Source organism: Aeromonas sp. MaB10011B, from assembly GCF_017939325.1.
Classification (GTDB): domain Bacteria; phylum Pseudomonadota; class Gammaproteobacteria; order Enterobacterales; family Aeromonadaceae; genus Aeromonas; species Aeromonas caviae.
In genome coordinates this window covers 1-16,573 of sequence record NZ_JAGKRK010000005.1, presented here as the reverse complement: position 1 = coordinate 16,573, position 16,573 = coordinate 1, and the positions used below count along the sequence as shown (strand labels likewise).

The 16,573-nt window shown below is 63.7% G+C and carries 19 protein-coding genes and 1 pseudogene; 9 read left to right on the top strand and 11 right to left on the bottom strand.

From position 1 onward, the window contains the following. Nucleotides 1-158 precede the first annotated feature (158 nt). The 3 genes from J9893_RS02600 to J9893_RS02590 all read left to right on the top strand — a co-directional run bounded on the left by J9893_RS02600 (nt 159) and on the right by J9893_RS02590 (nt 2,689). Complete coding sequence (locus J9893_RS02600) at nt 159-1,352, top strand: aromatic amino acid transport family protein (protein WP_210599920.1); 1,194 nt, start codon at nt 159-161, stop codon at nt 1,350-1,352. A gap of 243 nt (nt 1,353-1,595) precedes the next feature. After that, a complete protein-coding gene (locus J9893_RS02595) occupies nt 1,596-2,000 on the top strand; it encodes an antitoxin Xre-like helix-turn-helix domain-containing protein (RefSeq protein ID WP_182721605.1) in 405 nt (134 codons plus the stop codon). Then, nucleotides 2,000-2,689 carry an RES family NAD+ phosphorylase gene (locus tag J9893_RS02590; protein ID WP_210599921.1) on the top strand — a complete coding sequence of 230 codons (690 nt, stop codon included), beginning with the start codon at nt 2,000-2,002 and terminating at the stop codon, nt 2,687-2,689. The genes J9893_RS02595 and J9893_RS02590 overlap by 1 nt, the downstream gene beginning before the upstream one ends. Before the next feature lie 86 nt (nt 2,690-2,775). On the opposite strand, the gene J9893_RS02585 is transcribed toward J9893_RS02590, so the two are convergent. Next, nucleotides 2,776-4,182, bottom strand: a complete 1,407-nt coding sequence (locus J9893_RS02585) for a DEAD/DEAH box helicase (RefSeq protein ID WP_069784634.1) — start codon at nt 4,180-4,182, stop codon at nt 2,776-2,778. Between the two features lie 338 nt (nt 4,183-4,520). Here J9893_RS02585 and J9893_RS02580 point away from each other — a divergent pair, with 338 nt between their 5' ends. Beyond that, nucleotides 4,521-5,297, top strand: coding sequence for a transporter substrate-binding domain-containing protein (locus tag J9893_RS02580; RefSeq protein WP_167292784.1), 777 nt, complete (start codon nt 4,521-4,523; stop codon nt 5,295-5,297). An 87-nt stretch (nt 5,298-5,384) separates the two neighbouring features. Here J9893_RS02580 and aroC read toward each other — a convergent pair whose 3' ends face one another. Further along, a complete protein-coding gene (gene aroC / locus J9893_RS02575; RefSeq protein ID WP_042017130.1) occupies nt 5,385-6,473 on the bottom strand; it encodes a chorismate synthase in 1,089 nt (362 codons plus the stop codon). A gap of 16 nt (nt 6,474-6,489) precedes the next feature. Beyond that, a complete protein-coding gene (gene prmB / locus J9893_RS02570) occupies nt 6,490-7,425 on the bottom strand; it encodes a 50S ribosomal protein L3 N(5)-glutamine methyltransferase (protein ID WP_069784646.1) in 936 nt (311 codons plus the stop codon). A 65-nt stretch (nt 7,426-7,490) separates the two neighbouring features. Between prmB and smrB the strand changes: the two genes are divergently transcribed. Continuing rightward, on the top strand, nt 7,491-8,015 hold the full coding sequence (gene smrB / locus J9893_RS02565; protein ID WP_049636766.1) for an endonuclease SmrB: 525 nt from the start codon (nt 7,491-7,493) through the stop codon (nt 8,013-8,015). Between the two features lie 90 nt (nt 8,016-8,105). Here smrB and J9893_RS02560 read toward each other — a convergent pair whose 3' ends face one another. From J9893_RS02560 to J9893_RS02535, 6 genes are all read right to left on the bottom strand, one after another. Further along, nucleotides 8,106-8,516, bottom strand: a complete 411-nt coding sequence (locus J9893_RS02560; RefSeq protein WP_210599922.1) for an SRPBCC domain-containing protein — start codon at nt 8,514-8,516, stop codon at nt 8,106-8,108. Nucleotides 8,517-8,562: 46 nt separating this feature from the next. Further along, nucleotides 8,563-8,790, bottom strand: coding sequence for a DUF4287 domain-containing protein (locus J9893_RS02555; RefSeq protein ID WP_042863908.1), 228 nt, complete (start codon nt 8,788-8,790; stop codon nt 8,563-8,565). Between the two features lie 29 nt (nt 8,791-8,819). After that, on the bottom strand, nt 8,820-9,218 hold the full coding sequence (locus tag J9893_RS02550) for a GFA family protein (RefSeq protein ID WP_041211468.1): 399 nt from the start codon (nt 9,216-9,218) through the stop codon (nt 8,820-8,822). A gap of 207 nt (nt 9,219-9,425) precedes the next feature. Continuing rightward, nucleotides 9,426-9,791, bottom strand: coding sequence for a VOC family protein (locus J9893_RS02545; protein WP_048207775.1), 366 nt, complete (start codon nt 9,789-9,791; stop codon nt 9,426-9,428). A 122-nt stretch (nt 9,792-9,913) separates the two neighbouring features. Beyond that, on the bottom strand, nt 9,914-11,359 hold the full coding sequence (locus J9893_RS02540; RefSeq protein ID WP_082180667.1) for a chitinase: 1,446 nt from the start codon (nt 11,357-11,359) through the stop codon (nt 9,914-9,916). Nucleotides 11,360-11,547: 188 nt separating this feature from the next. Further along, a complete protein-coding gene (locus J9893_RS02535; protein ID WP_210599923.1) occupies nt 11,548-12,741 on the bottom strand; it encodes a methyltransferase in 1,194 nt (397 codons plus the stop codon). A gap of 179 nt (nt 12,742-12,920) precedes the next feature. Here J9893_RS02535 and J9893_RS02530 point away from each other — a divergent pair, with 179 nt between their 5' ends. Continuing rightward, nucleotides 12,921-13,499, top strand: coding sequence for an alkylphosphonate utilization protein (locus J9893_RS02530; RefSeq protein WP_210599924.1), 579 nt, complete (start codon nt 12,921-12,923; stop codon nt 13,497-13,499). A 341-nt stretch (nt 13,500-13,840) separates the two neighbouring features. Here J9893_RS02530 and J9893_RS02525 read toward each other — a convergent pair whose 3' ends face one another. Then, complete coding sequence (locus tag J9893_RS02525; RefSeq protein WP_049636773.1) at nt 13,841-14,866, bottom strand: Wadjet anti-phage system protein JetD domain-containing protein; 1,026 nt, start codon at nt 14,864-14,866, stop codon at nt 13,841-13,843. Between the two features lie 422 nt (nt 14,867-15,288). Here J9893_RS02525 and J9893_RS21525 point away from each other — a divergent pair. The 3 genes and pseudogenes from J9893_RS21525 to J9893_RS02515 all read left to right on the top strand — a co-directional run. Then, nucleotides 15,289-15,414: pseudogene (locus tag J9893_RS21525) on the top strand (LysE family translocator); the annotation flags it as partial. A 17-nt stretch (nt 15,415-15,431) separates the two neighbouring features. Further along, nucleotides 15,432-15,923, top strand: coding sequence for a LysE family translocator (locus J9893_RS21520; protein WP_232098082.1), 492 nt, complete (start codon nt 15,432-15,434; stop codon nt 15,921-15,923). A gap of 123 nt (nt 15,924-16,046) precedes the next feature. Next, the gene (locus J9893_RS02515; RefSeq protein WP_039040737.1) at nt 16,047-16,250 is read left to right on the top strand and encodes a hypothetical protein; all 204 of its coding nucleotides are present in this window, start codon (nt 16,047-16,049) and stop codon (nt 16,248-16,250) included. A 240-nt stretch (nt 16,251-16,490) separates the two neighbouring features. On the opposite strand, the gene J9893_RS02510 is transcribed toward J9893_RS02515, so the two are convergent. Continuing rightward, nucleotides 16,491-16,573 (bottom strand): transposase (locus J9893_RS02510; RefSeq protein ID WP_202904331.1); only part of this gene is annotated, 83 nt, incomplete at its 5' end.

Here is a 16,573-nt window from a genome sequence, read left to right as displayed (position 1 = left end):
CTAACTTGGCAACCAATTTTTACAACTGACAGGTTTCAGGTACAGATGTATCCACACCGATATTGCTAGCCTCCGGCTTTTCCCCGGAGGCGCCTCCCGACACAGCCAACTGGCTCTCTCTTGTTTGCAACAGCGCCCCTCACTTTCGGATGGATGACATGAATACCAAGACCCTGGGTTGTACCCTGTTGATTGCCGGCACCACCATAGGCGCCGGCATGCTGGCCCTGCCGCTGGCCTCCTCGTCCCTGGGCGGCCCCGCCACCCTGATGCTGATGATCGGCCTCTGGGCCCTGATGGCCTTCACCGCCATGCTGCAGGTGGAAGCCAGCCTCAGCACCGGCAAGTGGTACCTGCACCAGCTGGCGGATCACCTGCTCGGCCCCTGGGGCAAGGGCATCGCCTCCTTCTGCATCCTGATGCTGTTCTACGCCCTGGCCTCCGCCTACATCAGCGGCGGCAGCAGCCTGCTGGCCCAGGCACTGGCCGATGCCGGCCTGCCCCTCGGCCAGGAGCAGGCGGCCTGGGTCTTTACCCTGTTGTTTGGCGGCATGGTGTGCGTCGGCACCAGGCAGGTGGATTACCTCAACCGCCTGATGTTCACCGTGAAGCTGGTGATCATGGTGGCGGTGCTGGCGCTGCTGCTGCCCCGCGCCCAGGGGCAGCACCTGCTCTCCATGCCCCTCGGGGAAGGCTTGCTGCTGGCGGGCCTGCCGGTCATCTTCACCTCCTTCGGCTTCCACGGCTCCATCCCGAGCGTCATGCTCTACCTCGGGGACAACCCCAGGCAGTTGCGCCGAGTCTTCGTGTGGGGCTCCGCCTTGCCGCTCGTGCTCTACGTGCTGTGGCAGATCGCCATACTGGGGCTGCTGGGTCAGCAATCCCTGATCCAGACCGGCGGCGCCCTGGACAGCCTGCTGGCCAACGTCGGCGGCCTGGTGAGCTGGCCCGCCTTCAACCAGGCGATGCATCTGTTCGCGGATCTCGCGCTCGCCACCTCCTTCCTCGGGGTGACCCTGGGACTGTTCGACTTCATGGCCAAGGTGACCCGTCGCAAGGACAACTGGCAGGGCCGCACCCAGACCGGCCTCATCACCTTCGTGCCGCCCCTGCTGTTCGCCCTCTACTTCCCGCAAGGCTTCATCATGGCGCTCGGTTACGCCGCCATTGCGCTGGCGGTGCTGGCGGTGCTGCTGCCGGTGGCCCTGGTGTGGCAGAGCCGCAAGCAGGCCGAGGCAAACCACTACCGCGTCCCGGGCGGCGTACTGGCCCTGGGTCTGGCCGGTGCCATGGGGGTACTGATCGTCGGGGTGCAGGTCAGCGTCAGCATGGGGCTGCTGCCCGCCCTCTGATCTCCCCGACCCGACAAGCAGAAACGCCGCAAAGAGACATGCCCCGCCAACCCAGTTGGCGGGGCGCTTCATTGGCACGGTCTCACTTGGCCGACCCGCGCCCCTCCTCGCGAAATCCATCCAATAATGAACATTTGAGTGCAAGCATGTATAGATATGTACATTACTGCGCCCCTGCCCTACACTGCTTAGCAGACAACCCACGATCCCGTGCCCGTCTGGCACGCCAACCCGGGAGGCAACATGGTCGCCACCGCATCTCTTGCCCGGCAACAGCCCGCCGTCGATCCCAGCAAGGCCCTGCCCGTGGTGTTTCGCATCATGGACAAATGGCAGTGCAGCACGGATGAACAGCTCAGGCTGCTTGGCATTACCTCCCGCTCCACCCTGAACAAGTACAAGGAGGCCAGCGGCGGTATTCGGCTGAGCGCCGATCTCCAGGAGCGGATGAGCTATCTACTCAACATCCACAAGAGCCTGCGGCTGCTGTTCAGCCTGGATGAGAGCATCTATGGCTGGGTGCGCAAACCCAACAGCCACCCCTTCTTCGCCGGGCGTAGCGCCATGGAGGTCATGCAGGGTGGGCGGGTGGCCGATCTCTACGAAGTGGCCACCCGGCTGCACGCCTGGCGCGGGGAGATGGCCTGATGTCCTCCCCGCCCTTGCGCACCTTCCACAATGCCTGCGCCTATCGCATCATTCCGAGCCGCTTTCCCCCCATCTGCCTCTATGAAGACGTCGCTACCGCCGACGAGCTGGAGGCGGTCTGGGCCGTCGAGGTGCTGACCAACGACAGACTGAGGGAAGAGGCGGGCGAGCTGATGCGGGTGCCCAGGGAAGACTGGCTGGTGGGGCTGCCCGGCGGCAGCTATGTGATGGCCGCCTTCACCCACCTCAATCCCGAGGGTGCCCGTTTCACCACGGGGGACTTTGGCGGCTACTATTGTGCCCCCTCCCTCGACACCGGCATCAAGGAGACGGTCTACCACAGGGAGCGGATCTTCGGGTACACCCGGGAGCCGGCCCAGAAGGTGCAGATGCGGGTGATCCAGGCGCAGTTCAGCGCCAGCCTCATCGACATCACGGGCCCGGCGTTTTTGCCAGGCCCCCTCTATCACGCCACCGATTACGGCCCCGCCCAGGCCTTCGCCCGGGAGCAGAAGGTCGCCGGGGCGGACGGCATCCACTACCGCTCGGTGCGCCACCCCGGTCACGACTGTCACGTGCTCTATCGCCCCCGTCTGGTCAGCCGGGTGGACCACGCCCGTCATCTGGAGTACCACTGGAGCGGCGAGGCCATCACTCATGTGCTGGAGATCCGCCTCTACGGTGAATAGCGTCTACCAGGACAAACAAAGCCCCGCCAGATTGGCGGGGCTTTTTGTATCAACCGAACAGTGGGGGAGCCTGGCTCCCTGGCCGCTTACTGGTTGTGGCTGGCGCGACGGGGACGACGGGCCTGGGCCGGTTTGCCAGCGCCGCCTTCCGGACGCTGGCCGCCCTGAGGCTTGGGCTTGCCGCCGTTGCCAGTGCGATTGCCACCGCCGCTACCACCGGCGCCATTGCCGGAGCGACCGGCCCCCTGACGCTGGCCCTGGCCTTGCGGACGCGGCGCACGGCGCTGCTCGCTCGGATCCCGCGGCTCTTTGCGAAGCGGCGCACCGATGCCACGGGCGATGTTGTCGAGGGTCTCGCGGGAGGCTTCAAAACCGGCCACCTGCTCGCACGGAATGTTCTGCTTGGTCAGCCGCTCGATGGCCTTGATGAGCTTGCCCTCATCGGCGGCCACCAGGGAGATGGCGTGACCAGCGGCGCCAGCACGGCCGGTACGGCCGATACGGTGCACGTAATCTTCCGCCACGTTCGGCAGCTCGAAGTTGACCACCTGGGGCAGTTTGTCGATGTCCAGGCCACGGGCGGCGATGTCGGTCGCCACCAGCACCTTGACGCTGCCATCCTTGAAACCGGCAAGGGCGCGGGTACGGGCACCCTGGCTCTTGTTGCCGTGGATGGCGGCGGCGCTGACGCCGTTCTTGTCGAGGGTCTCGGCAACGCGGTTGGCCATGTGCTTGGTACGGGTGAACACCAGCACCTGCTGCCAGTCGTTGCTGGTGACCAGGTGACTCAGCAGGGCAATCTTGTTGGCCTTGTCGCAGGGGTGTACCAGCTGCTCGATGCGCTCGGCGGTGCTGTTGCGCGGGGTCACTTCGATCACCGCCGGGTTGTCCAGCAGACCGGTGGCCAGCTCGCGAATTTCGTCGGCGAAGGTGGCGGAGAAGAGCAGGTTCTGGCGCTTCTTCGGCAGCAGGGCCAGGATGCGGCGGATGTCGCGGATAAAGCCCATGTCGAGCATGCGGTCCGCTTCGTCCAGTACCAGGATCTCCACTTCGTCGAACTTGACGGCGTTCTGGTTGTAGAGATCCATCAGGCGGCCCGGGCAGGCCACCAGCACGTCCAGACCACGGCGGGTCGCCATCATCTGGGGGTTGATGCTCACGCCGCCAAATACCACGTGGCTGCGGATCGGCAGGTGCTTGCCGTAGTTGCGCACGCTCTCGCCCACCTGGGCGGCCAGCTCGCGGGTCGGGGTCAGCACCAGGGCGCGGATGCGGTTCGGGGAGACCTTGCGCTTGCTTTCAATCAGACGTTGCAGCATCGGCAGGGTGAAACCTGCGGTCTTGCCGGTCCCGGTCTGGGCGGCGGCCATCAGATCACGGCCAGCCAGTACCGCCGGGATCGCTTGTTGCTGAATGGGAGACGGGGTGTCGTAGCCTTGCTCGGCAACGGCACGCAACAAGGGTTCGGCCAGACCGAGGGAAGTAAAACTCATAGTTACCTGCTAGGGATAGGGGCGCCAAAGATCGTGGTGGGGCTCCTCTGCTGAGCCGATGCCATCTCACAGGATCCGGGCCTATAGAGAAAACAACGATTTCCCCGGGGAGCAGAGCAAAGGGGAAAGAATAGAGGCGCAGTCTAACGGAGTTGGCGCACTTAGACGAGGAAAATGTGATGCGCCTCCCAGCACGGCTGGAAATAGGGACGAAGGCAGGACAAAATGGCCCGAATCGCCGTATGTATCAATGCCCCTGCGCAGCCTGCCGGGGACGGCGCGATACACGGAACAGGAGGTTTTGATTGAAACGGAAGTTCACCCCCACCGCCCGGCGCATGCTGGGCCTCGTCCTGCCCCTGCTCTTCGCCCAGCCCCTCGCCGCCAGGGAGACCCTGTCGGTGGCCTGGAGCCACTGGCCCCCTTTCAGTCAAATCGCTGCCGACGGCACCCTCGGCGGACTGGACGTGACCCTGACCCGCCAGATCCTGGGCAAGGCAGGCGTGGAGCCCGCCTTTCGCAACCTCCCCTGGGCCCGGGCCCTCTACCTCATGGAGCGCCAGCAGCTGGACGTGGCCATGGGCGCCCTGAAAACCCCCGAGCGGGAGCGGTTCGCCCGCTTCTCCGCCCCCTATCGGCGCGCCAGCTTCGTGCTGCTGAGCCAGCGCCCGCAGGCCGGGGAGCCCGACGGCTGGCAAGGGCTCACAGAGCTGGCAACCCTCTGCCAGGCCAAGGGGCTTCGACTTGGCAAGCTGCGGGGTACCCGCCCCCTGCCGATGAACGAGGAGTGCCCTGCCCTCGGGCAGGCGAGTGAATACAACAGCGATGACAGGCTGCTCACCCTCTTGCTGGCGCACCGCCTCGACGGCGTCATCATGGAGTGGCAATACGCCCGCTACCAGCTCGGGGCGAGCAATGCCATCCAGTGTCAGGTGCTCTTGCACCAGCAGCCGGTGCGCCTGATGTTTGCCAAAAAGGCCGTGAACGATGAGGCGCTCGCCCGCATCGATGCCGCCATCGCCACCCTGCCCTCACCGGATCCCGCCTTTGCGCCGCCCCGCTGCCGCCTGGACGCAACCCGGCACCCATCGCTCTCGACGCCATCGGCCCCCTGAGGCAGGCGCCGGCAAAAAACCATGAAAAAGGCGACCCTGGGGTCGCCTTGTGGTATCTGGTGATCACTCACCTGGCCCGCAGCGTGATCAGCGCAGCTGCGGGGTCTGGGTGTGCACGCCCTGGTTCTGGGCGCGGTGGCGCAGCAGGTGATCCATCAGCACCAGGGCCAGCATGGCCTCGGCGATGGGCACTGCACGGATGCCGACGCAGGGGTCGTGACGCCCCTTGGTGATCATCTCGGTGGCCTCACCGCTGGTGGTGATGGTCTTGCCCGGCACAGTGATGCTGGAGGTAGGCTTGAGGGCCATGCTCACCACGATCTCCTGACCCGACGAAATGCCCCCCAGGATGCCCCCCGCATGATTGCTGGCAAAGCCGGTCGGAGTCATCTCGTCCCGGTGCTCCGAGCCTTTTTGCTCCACCACCGCGAAGCCGTCACCGATCTCCACCCCTTTCACCGCGTTGATGCCCATCATGGCGTGGGCGATGTCGGCGTCGAGGCGGTCGAACACCGGCTCCCCTAGGCCTACCGGCACGTTGCGCGCCACGACGCACACCTTGGCCCCCACGCTGTTTCCCTCTTTCTTGAGGGCACGCATGTATTCATCCAGCGCCTCCAGCTTGCCCGCATCGGGGAAGAAGAAGGGGTTCTGCTCGATCTGGCTCTCGTCGAACCCTTCCGCCTTGATGGGGCCGAGCTGGGAGAGAAAACCCACGATCTCGATGCCGTGCACCTGTTTCAGGTACTTCTTGGCGATGGCGCCCGCCGCGACCCGCATGGCGGTCTCGCGGGCCGAGGAGCGGCCGCCGCCACGGTAGTCACGCTGGCCGTACTTCTGGTGATAGGTGTAGTCGGCGTGGCCGGGTCGGAACAGATCCTTGATCTCGGAGTAGTCCTTGGAGCGCTGATCGGTGTTCTCGATGAGCAGCCCGATGGAGGTGCCCGTGGTCTTGCCCTCGAACACCCCGGAGAGGATCTTCACCTCGTCCGCCTCGCGGCGCTGAGTGGTGTAGCGGGACGTACCGGGCTTGCGCCTGTCCAGATCCCCCTGCAAATCGTCTTCGCTTATCTCCAGCCCCGGCGGGCAGCCGTCGACCACGGCGCCCAGCGCCAGACCGTGGCTCTCGCCGAAAGTGGTGACCCGAAAGAGTTGGCCGAAACTGTTCCCTGCCATGAATGCTCCTTGCTGCTTAGTTCTTGTAAATGGCGAAATGGGCCTGGTACTGCTCGAGCTCTGCGCGGGTCATCACAAAGACGCCGTGGCCGCCGTTTTCGAACTCGACCCAGGTGAAGGGCACCTCGGGGAACTGGGCTTCCAGGTGGATCATGCTGTTGCCCACCTCGACCACCAGCACGCCATCCTCTTTCAGGAAGTCGGCGGCATTGGCCAGCAGACGTTTGGTGAGCTTGAGGCCGTCGGAGCCCGACGCCAGGGCCAGCTCCGGCTCGTGGCGAAACTCCTCCGGCAGATCCGACATGTCCTCGGAGTCCACGTAGGGCGGGTTGGAGACGATGAGATCGTACTTGTCACCGGCCGGCAGATCCCGGAACAGATCGGAGCGAATGGGGATAACCTGCTGCTCCAGCCCGTGATCGTTGATGTTGCGCTCGGCCACGTTGAGGGCATCGACGCTGATGTCGATGGCATCCACTTCCGCATGGGGGAACTCGTGGGCCATGATGATGGCGATGCAGCCGGAGCCGGTACACAGGTCCATGATCCGGGTCGGTTCGTCTTTCAGGAAGGGGGCGAAGCGGTTGGCCACCAGCTCGGCGATGGGGGAGCGCGGAATGAGCACCCGTTCGTCCACGTAGAATTCCCAGCCCGCATACCAGGCCTTGTTGGTCAGGTAAGGCGCCGGAATGCGCTCCTGCACGCGGCGGATGATGAGCTCGGCGATGCGGTGGCGCTCGCTGGTGGTCAGGCGGGAGTGGCGCATGCCCGGATCCACGTCCGGCGGCAGATGTAACGCGGGCAGCACCAGTTGCACGGCCTCATCCCAGGCGTTGTCGGTACCATGTCCGTAGAAGATCCCGGCGTCGTTGAAACGACTCATGGCCCAGCGCAACATGTCCTGGATGGTGTGCATTTCGGCAACCACCTCATCGATAAATATCTTGTCCAAATCCACCTCCAAGTCGAGTACTATCCGGCCCGAGAATTTTATACAGCGAGCAAGACGAGTACCTGATGAAAAATACGCCCTCACTCACAGACGAGGAAAGCCTGTTGTTTCGTGATGCTGTCAAAGGTACCCGGAAAATTAAGCAAGATACCATAAGGGCCTCCTCAAGCCCGGTCAAGCAGAAACGCGAAGTGCGCGAGAGCCGCGAAAAGCTTGGGGTTGACCACTTTTTCAGCGACGAGTACCAGCCCCATCTCGAGGCGGACGGGCCGACCCGTTACGTGCGCGACGACGTGTCAAAATTCGAGCTGAAAAAGCTCAAGCGCGGCAGCTACCCGCCGGAGATTTATCTGGATCTGCACGGCATGAACCAGCACCAGGCCAAGCAGGAGCTGGCGGCCCTGCTCACCCTGTGCCGAAAAGAGAACATCCACGTCGCTTCGGTGATGCACGGCATCGGCAAGCACATCCTCAAGCAGCGCATCCCGAGCTGGCTGGCCCAGCACCCCGCTGTGCGCGCCTTTCACCAGGCGCCGCGGGAGTGGGGGGGCGAGAGCGCCATCCTGGTGCTGCTGGACATCGAGGAGTAACCCCCTTCCCCTCCCCGCCTTGCTCCGGGCGAACGCCATAAAAAAACCACCGCCAGCTTGCGGTGGTTTTTTCTTGGCGCCCCACAGGGGTCAGCCGGCGGCCTCCATATGGCGCTTGAAGTTATCCAGGATGCTCTGCCACCCCGCCCGCTGCTGATCGCCGCTGTGCAGGGACTCGGCATCGAACCGCTCCTCCACCCGGGTGCCCCCCTGTTCTGCCACGAACCGCACGCTCACCTCGCGGCCATCGTCCATGACGTAGCCGAGCCCCGTCGGCGCCGTGACCTCGGTGAAGGTCCCCTCGAAATCAAACCCCGTGCTGCCATCCCGCGCCGCCATGTGGTGGCAAAAACGCCCGCCCACCCGCAGGTCCACCCGGCTTTGGGGGCAGTGCCACTGCGGGGAAGCGGCGTTCCACGCCATGATGCTGGCGGGGGTGTTCCAGCCCTGCCACACATCGGCAATCGGCCTGGCAACCCAGACGCTGACGCTTATCTTCATCTCTCTGCTCCTCTGGCTTTCCTGCACGTTTTGCACTGTGGCACTGTCATGCCACGCCGGGCGCATCGGGCTGCGCCAAAAAGTGGGCCACCAGGGCATTGGCATGGCCGTGACCCATGGCGTGTTCGTCCTTGAGCCAGGCCACCAGGGCCATGTGTTTGCGCTCCTCCCGCCCCGCCAGCAGGGTCAGCCAGTGGACGATGGGCTGGCCGTATTTCTGCTCAATGGCGGGAAAATAGGAGGCAGGCCCCTTCACCTTCGGTTGTTCATCCATGATGGCTTCTCCTCGGGGTGAGTACAGGCTCAGGGTTTGGGGGCGAACTGCTCGAACACCTGCTGTCCGGTCAGGGTCGGGGTGTCGTTCTTGAGGGCATAGAAGTCGGGTTTCTCGTCGATGAAGATCTGCCCGGTGAGCTCGAACCCCTGATCCTGAAACAGGCCGGCGGAGAGGATGTACTCGTCCGTCGGCAACAGATGGTAGAAAAGATGGGTGCCGCAGGTGGGGCAGAATCCGCGCTCCGCCCACTCCGACGAGCGGTAGGCCACCGGGGCCATCCCGGTGAACCGCACGCCCTTGCCCCCGTGCACCGCGAACATGGGCCCCCCTGACCAGCGCCGGCACATGGCGCAATGACACAGGTTGACCTCCTTGTGATCGCCGCTCGACACGGTGATCCCGCCACACAGACAATGTCCTTCCATGATGCCTCCTGAGAGTTGGGGCGACAGACCGGGCGAACGGGTGCTCGCCTTCTTGCCGCACCAGATGAAGTAGCACGGGATCCGGGGGGCGGCAACTGACCATACCGGGGCCTCACCGCGGGGCTGAGGCTCCCGGAGCGGGAAAATCCCCCTCTTTATTCATCGTGTGAATGACTCAACACATCCCATGCACCGGATAAATAATGGTCAGGTTCCCTCCTGCAAGGCGATGCGATTCCCCTCGCAATCCCGACACTCCGCCACCCGGAGGCTCTCCCCGACCCGGGTGACGGGATAGAGACAGGCCCCGCCCGATGCCAGCGCCCGGGCCATGGTCCCCTCGATGTCAGGCACCCGCAGATAGATCCGGGTGCCATCCAGGCTCGGCACATAGCTCTCCCCCTTCGCCAGGGCGCCGGAGCAGCCCGCCGTGCCACTTTCCAGGGGAAAGAGCGCCATCTCGTTGCCATCGATCTGCACCCGCTCCAGCACCGTCTCGAAGACCCTCTCATAGAAGCGGATGGCTCTCTCCAGATCCTGTACCGGAATTTCAAAATGAATGGCGATGTTCATGGTCATCCTCCCTCGGTGTGAATCCGCACTCTATCAGTGCCAAAAGAGGCGCAGCAAGCCAGCGCGGCGATCAACAAGGGAGGCGCGCGGCCTCCCCGGAGTGCTTGCTCTTGCGCTGACTCTCAGGTTACCGGTGCCCAAGGGTCCCCCTTGCCCGGCTCGTTGCCCTGGGTCCACCACTTGGCCTGATAGATGACCCCCTTGTGGCTCACCTTGTTGCCCGCGGTGTAGACCTTGCCTGCCTCCCAGGCCGGTACCCCGTCCACCGGCGGCGTGCCGGGGTCGACCGGGGCCGGATCCAGCGTGGCCACCACCCGTACCTTGGGCCAGCTGGCGTGGGAGCCGTAGAAGTTGGTCACGCACTTCTCGTAATCCCCCGGTACCAGGGCCGAATAGGCGGTCTGGTACCCCACCAGATCGCACTCGAAGGAGTAGCCGCCGGGTCTGTCCGGGTAGTATTTCCAGTTGCCGTCCCAGTTGGTGTAGAGCACGTCGGTGGCGCCGTTGAGGTTGAGGCTGCCATAGGGGGTCTGCTGCCAGCAGGTGTTCTTCTCGTCCGCCAGCAGCGGGATACCGTAGTGGGCCGCGAGCCCCTCCCAGTAGCGGATGCGGTTGACCGGCTGGCCCTTGTTCTTGTTCTGCTCGCCGCACTCGATGCCACCGTTGATGATGTTGATGGTGGTGCCAAAGCCGTAGCCGATGCCCGCCGCCAGCTCACGCTGGGAGGGCACCCAGGTCCGGTCGATGACGTGCAGCATGGCGGGTTTGGGAGCCTGGGGCGTCAGGAAGAACCAGATGGCGGAGGCGAGGTTGAGCCAGGAGTCCGCCACCAGCCCGGGGTTGTTGAGGAGCACGGTGGCGTCGCCGTCGAACATGGCCTCGGAGAAGGCGCCGTAGTTGAAGTGATAGGAGAGCTGCTTGGCGCCGCGACCGAAATAGCCCTGACCGGTGCTGCAGGGCCAGCGCCGGTTCTGCCAGTCACTCTGGCCACACCCCGTGGTGTAGCCGGTCTGCCCCTCAGACCAGCCCATCTCCCGCACGTGCACCAGGGCCTGTTGCCACTCCTCCAGCCCCAGGGGGTTGTCGGAGACATTCTCCTTGGCAATGTGGCCGCCGGTCTCCTGGGCAAAGTGGGCGAAGGCGGTGATGATGGACTTCTTGCAGATGGCGTCCGCATTGCGCCCGTCCGTGTAGTCGCCGCAGAAGGCGGGGAACTTGCCCACCGCCCGCAGGAAGCGCTCGTAGGTGTACTCCGGGGCGGCCATCTGGGTCAGGAACTCCCAGTCCGATTCGGTGAAGACCCGCTCGACCCGCTTGACGTTGTCCGGGTTGCCGGGGGCGCGGGCCACGATGGCCTCCACCACCGTATTGGGCCGGGTGGCCAGGGCGTGGGACCAGATCCCGTACATGGGGTTGGCGGTCTTGGCCTGGGCCGCTCTGGCAAGATCCGCCGCCGCCATCACATAGCCGCCGCTGTTCTGGGGATCGGGCTGGATTGTCATGGCGCTCTGGCCGGGCAGCGCCCAGACGAGGGCAACCAGGCAGGCGGTGCGCGTGAGCATGAACATGGGTAACCATCCTTGTCTTGAAAATGTCAGGGCGAGCATAGGCATCCTGACAACTAAATTCACGACAAGAATTAAGAATTTGGCGAAATTGTGAGCCATGCCTCCCTGCACTCAGATGGCGCTCGTTTGCAGGGGGATCCAGCCCCTGGCCTTGTTGGCGCAGCCATCCGACCTGTGCGGACGCTTGTTCAGATCCCCCCTGCGCGCACCGCCCGGATCAGCAGATTGCGCGGGGTCATGGGTTTGGGGCAGAAGGTGCCCACCTCCACCCGGTAGCCCTGCTCCTCGAGGAAGAGGGCGCGATCGAGCAGCAGCCAGATTTCCAGGGGGCGGCGAAACAGGTGGCGCACCAGCTCCATGCGGGCGACATCGCCAAAACGCCGCTCCCCCTGTGCCAGCAAGGCGGCGTAGTCGAGCCCCGCGGGCAAGCCCATCCCCTTGCGCTCGGCGGCCCAGTGGCAGAAATCCTCGAAGTCCCCGGTCAGCAGGCTCTTTTGCAGGTTGGGCACCGGCAGGTACTCATCCACCCCGCGCACCTGGCGCTGCAGGCAGTCAAAGGCGAGGCGCCACACCACCTCCCGCTCCCGCAACCGGGCGATGCGGGCGCCGCCGGTCACCGTCTCCTGCAGCGGCAGCTTCAAATCGCTCTTGCCAAGGCGCAGGGCACTGGCCCTGGCGGCCCGGGAGAGGGGCGCATAGTGCTCTCCCCTGATGAGGTGGTAGCAACACGGGGAGAGGGTCACCCCCTGGGCACGCCCCTCGGCCACCCGCGTCAGCAGATGGGTGTGCAGATCGCCGCAGGCATGGAGCGCCATGGCGTGATGGTGCGGGGCGATGAGGGCCCCGGACTCGGCGGCAAAGGCATCCGCCTCCACGAACCGCATGTTGGCGCCGTCGCGCGCGGCGAGCCGCCGCCCCTCCTCGCAGAGCGCCCCCTGCCACTCCAGGCTCAGGATCTCGGCGCCACGGTGCAGCGACACCAGGCGCCCCAGATGCCCCTTGCCAGCGCACCACTCCAGATAGGGACCTTGGTGGGGGGGCAGGCAGCCGGTGAAGGCCTCTATCTGCCCCTGCTTGCGTCCCGGCATGTACATCGCCATGGCCCTAGCGCACTGGACGAGCTCGGGGGCGAAAGGGGCAAGCTCGCCGAGGGCCTGCAACTCGGCCCCCGCCGGGATCCAGGGGGCGAGCAGGGCGCAGAGCGCATCCATGTCCCCGTCGAGGTGCGCTATCTCGTCAAGGGTCAGGGCTGCCAGGCACTTCGCAAGGGCTGGCGCCTCGCGGGCAAAGGCGATCCCCAAGTGGTGATAGGGCTGGTATTGCCACCAGCGTCGCTCGGCGGTGAGCAAGCAGTCCAGTTGTCGAAAACGGTGGGCCAGCACGGTGAACCTGTCCTTTGGCGCAAAAAGGGAGGCTCATTCTAGCGATCTGCCGTCAAAAAGCACTCGCCTGTGCGCCGCTGGTAGCCTGACAAAAAGCAGGGATTTGTGCTATATTCCGCCCCCTCATTCGCGCAGCCCGCCACGGCGAGCCGCTTTACCCCTATAAACGGAACCCAATCATGACCATCAATGCCATCCTGCAAGCCCGTGCAAACGCCAAATGCGAGCTGTGTGGCGCAGAACATGCGCTGACTGCCTTCTCGGTGCCGCACTCCCCCGCCAGCGACGACGACCACAGCGTGGCCCTCTGCGCCACCTGCCGCGGCCAGCTGGAGCAGCCGGACACCACGGAGGTGAACCACTGGCGCTGCCTGGGTGACAGCATGTGGAGCCAGGTGCCGGCGGTGCAGGTGATGGCCTGGCGCCAGTTGAAGGCCCTCGTCGCCCGGGGCGAGCTCTGGGCCCAGGACATGCTGGACATGATGTACATGGAAGACGAGGTCAAGGCCTGGGCAGACGCCGGCGTGACCAGCGACGATGACGACAGCGTGCCGACCGTCGACTCCAATGGCGCCGTGCTGGTGGAAGGGGACTCCGTCACCCTGATCAAGGATCTGGACGTCAAGGGCGCGGGCTTCACCGCCAAGCGCGGCACCCTGGTCAAGGGCATTCGCCTGACCAACAACCCGCTGCACATCGAGGGCAAGGTCAACGGCATGCAGATCGTGCTGGTGGCCGCCTACCTGAAGAAGGCCTGATACCGCCCCTTCAAGCCAGAAGCGCCCCCAGGGGCGCTTTTTTGTTGCCTCTGTTTCCTGCCGTTCGGGTGGCACTCGCGGGAAACTGGACTATCCTGCAAACCAGTTCCGCGGTATGCCCCTCCCCTGACTGTCAGTGCGCCAACGGAGAGGGCCTTCCCGGCACGCATGGAAAGACCCCGGGCACCCTGATCCCCATGGCGCCCACGAGACAAGGAGCCGCCCCATGGCCAGCAAGAAAGAGATCAAGAAGAAGATCGCCGCCCGCCAGGCGAAAATCGCCAAGCACGAAAGCAAGATCAAAAAGCTGAAAAAAGCCCTGAAATAGGGGCTGACAACCATTAAAACCGCCTGATGGCGGTTTTTTCATTACTGCGTTGGCCGCAAGGCGCGTCGAGTGGCCATGACTGCCAACCTCCGGCTAGCACCAATACTTCCTGTTCCAACCACAATCCCCTTTCGATCAGATATATAAGGACCTCTTCCAGTTGCTTGCCATGCTCACTCACCACGGGGACCTCCTCCCATGGGATCTTGCCTCTGCTGATCGGTTGCCCCTCCAGACGGCGGATCAGAGTGCGGGCATAGTGATGAACATAGGCCATCAAGGTGTCGGGTAGCCAAAGAGCCAACGGACGACGAAGGGCATGGGCCAGCTCGTTAGCGATATCCAATCCGCGCTGATCCAGATCGCCAAAATGGGCCCAGGGTACGGCAGCCGGCAACAGCGGGAATACCTGACGTGCCAACTTGGTATTGCGGCCAGGCACATAGAGCAACAACTCCCCCACTTGCAGCGGGTAATCCACGAAAGCTCCCTTGTTCTCCACCGTGACCAGTTGCCGCCCCTGCCACTCAATGCCATGTAACTTACTCAAGCAGCGCTCCGGTAAGACCAGCTCTCCCAATAGTGCCAGTTGCGCCCTCATGTCGTGGCGCAGTCCGTCCTGGTCGATGAGTGACAGCGGGCTCAGCGTGCGAAGTCGAATCACTTCATCCTGTGTCAGCGTGATGTCGATAGCATCATTATCTGGATCTATCCCGCTCTTGCTGTCCCCATGCCAGAGGGCATGAAAACTGGCCTGGTTTAGATGTGCGGGCAGGTCCACCCCGAGAGCCCGTATCGTGTCACGCCTGTCCGGCATCACTGGTGCAACCTGTGCCAGCTGTGCTGCGAGATAATTCCTTCCAGCATCGGTCAACACATGACGAGCCCCTCGTCCCACTGGCTTGACTCCACCCACAGCCTGCAGGAGATCTCTCAACTCGCGGCCATGCTTGCTATCGAGTGAATATCCCTGGTTATTAGTGTCTGCCAGCAAGCGGGCACAGAGATCCTGCACTCGACGCTCATCAAAAAGTGACATCCTCCCCCCTCATTCATTGCGGTTCCATATGGCCAAGTAGAGGGGATCTTTCTGTCCACAACAGTGATCTTTCTCGCACCAAAGAAAGAGCGCTTCAAGGAACCCTGCAAGTCGACAAGCTCGAGGCAGGACGAGCAGCGCTTACGATTGGCGATCCATCGATATCGGTTAAATCAGTATGCTGCGACGCCATTGGTTAGCCGGTGAGAAAAAAGACAGCTTATCTGCGGTTTTAACACATCATAAAAAACTGCCTTAATGCGATTTTTTTATACACATCCTTGCCTATTGCATTTCCAGCCGCAGACCATGCTGCACCGGATTGCCCTCCCCTGAATCCTCTTCGGGGCCGGGAGAGACGCCGCTGGACGACTCGTCAAAGAGGCTGGCATCATGCCTGCTTTGACGCCAAGGATGTGCTCATGAACCCCAATACCTGGATGCTGTTTGCGCTGGCCTATCTGCTGGCGACACTGACCCCTGGCCCCAATGTGCTGCTGGTGGTCAAGAACGGTCTGCAACACGGCTGGCGCGCCGCCCTTGTCAGCATCCTCGGCAACCTGGGGTGCCAGGCCATCCTCATCGGTCTGGTCGCCATGGGGGTGGGCCCCTGCTGCAAACCCTGCCTCCCCTCTTTGTCGCCCTCAAGCTGGCGGGGGGTGGCTACTTGGTGTATCTGGGCTACAAGGCGCTGCGCGCGGCCAATACCGGTGCCCAAGGGCTCTCTCCCTCCACCGCTCGGGGACGCACCAGAACCACCCTCTCCTTGTTGCGAGAAGCCTTTCTGGTCTCCGCCAGCAACCCCAAGACCATCGTCTTCCTCTGCGCTCTGCTGCCCCAGTTCCTCGATCACCAGAGTCCGCTGACGCTGCAGTTCATCACCATGTACCTGACCATCTGCGCCATCGTCAGCCTGGTGCATCTGTGCTATGTCGCCCTGGCTAGGCGCGCCGGTCGCTACTTCAAGCCAGGTCGCGGCGAGCGCCTCGTTGGCCGCATCACCGGCGGACTCTTCATCACCCTGGGCGGCGCCATCCTGCTCAGTGGTCGTCCCTGATCCCTGTGCCTCACCGTTGCTGACATTATCTGCACCATCGGCGCCGCTTGGGCGCCGCGGATCCCGGCCACCGCGGCTAGAGTTGTAGGCGTGTCTGTATATGAGCCTGCGGTGGAGCGCCATATGTATTCCTACACCCTCACCTTCCGGGAGGAGGCCGACAAGCTGACGGCCCCCGAACACGAGATCCGCTTGCAAAGCCCGGCACAGGCCGGTGATTTCATCATTCTCTCCGATGGCAGTCGCCATCAGGTGATGTTCGTCACCCACCGCGCCCACTACAGCAGCCTCTACCTCGACAAGGGGGTCCGCATCCCCCAGAGCTGATACAGGCATCGTCTTTCGCTCCTGCTATGGTGAGAGAGGGCTGCAGCTCGCCAACGCAAGCCCCTTGCCGCCCAGGGAGCGGCAAGCCCGAATGACCCATTGCCAGAGGTATTGATCATGTTCAGACAGACCGCGCTCATCCTGACCCTCACCCTGTTGGGCAGCGCCCAGGTTCACGCCATCTTAAATGCGAAAGGGGACTCCCTCCGACGTAGGTGGGAGGGGAATTTCGCCGGGGCGTCAGCCCCGCTGGTTTTGAATGTATTGCTTGATCACCTCCAACGGTGCTCCGCCGCAAGAGCCCGCAAAGTAAGAGCGTGACC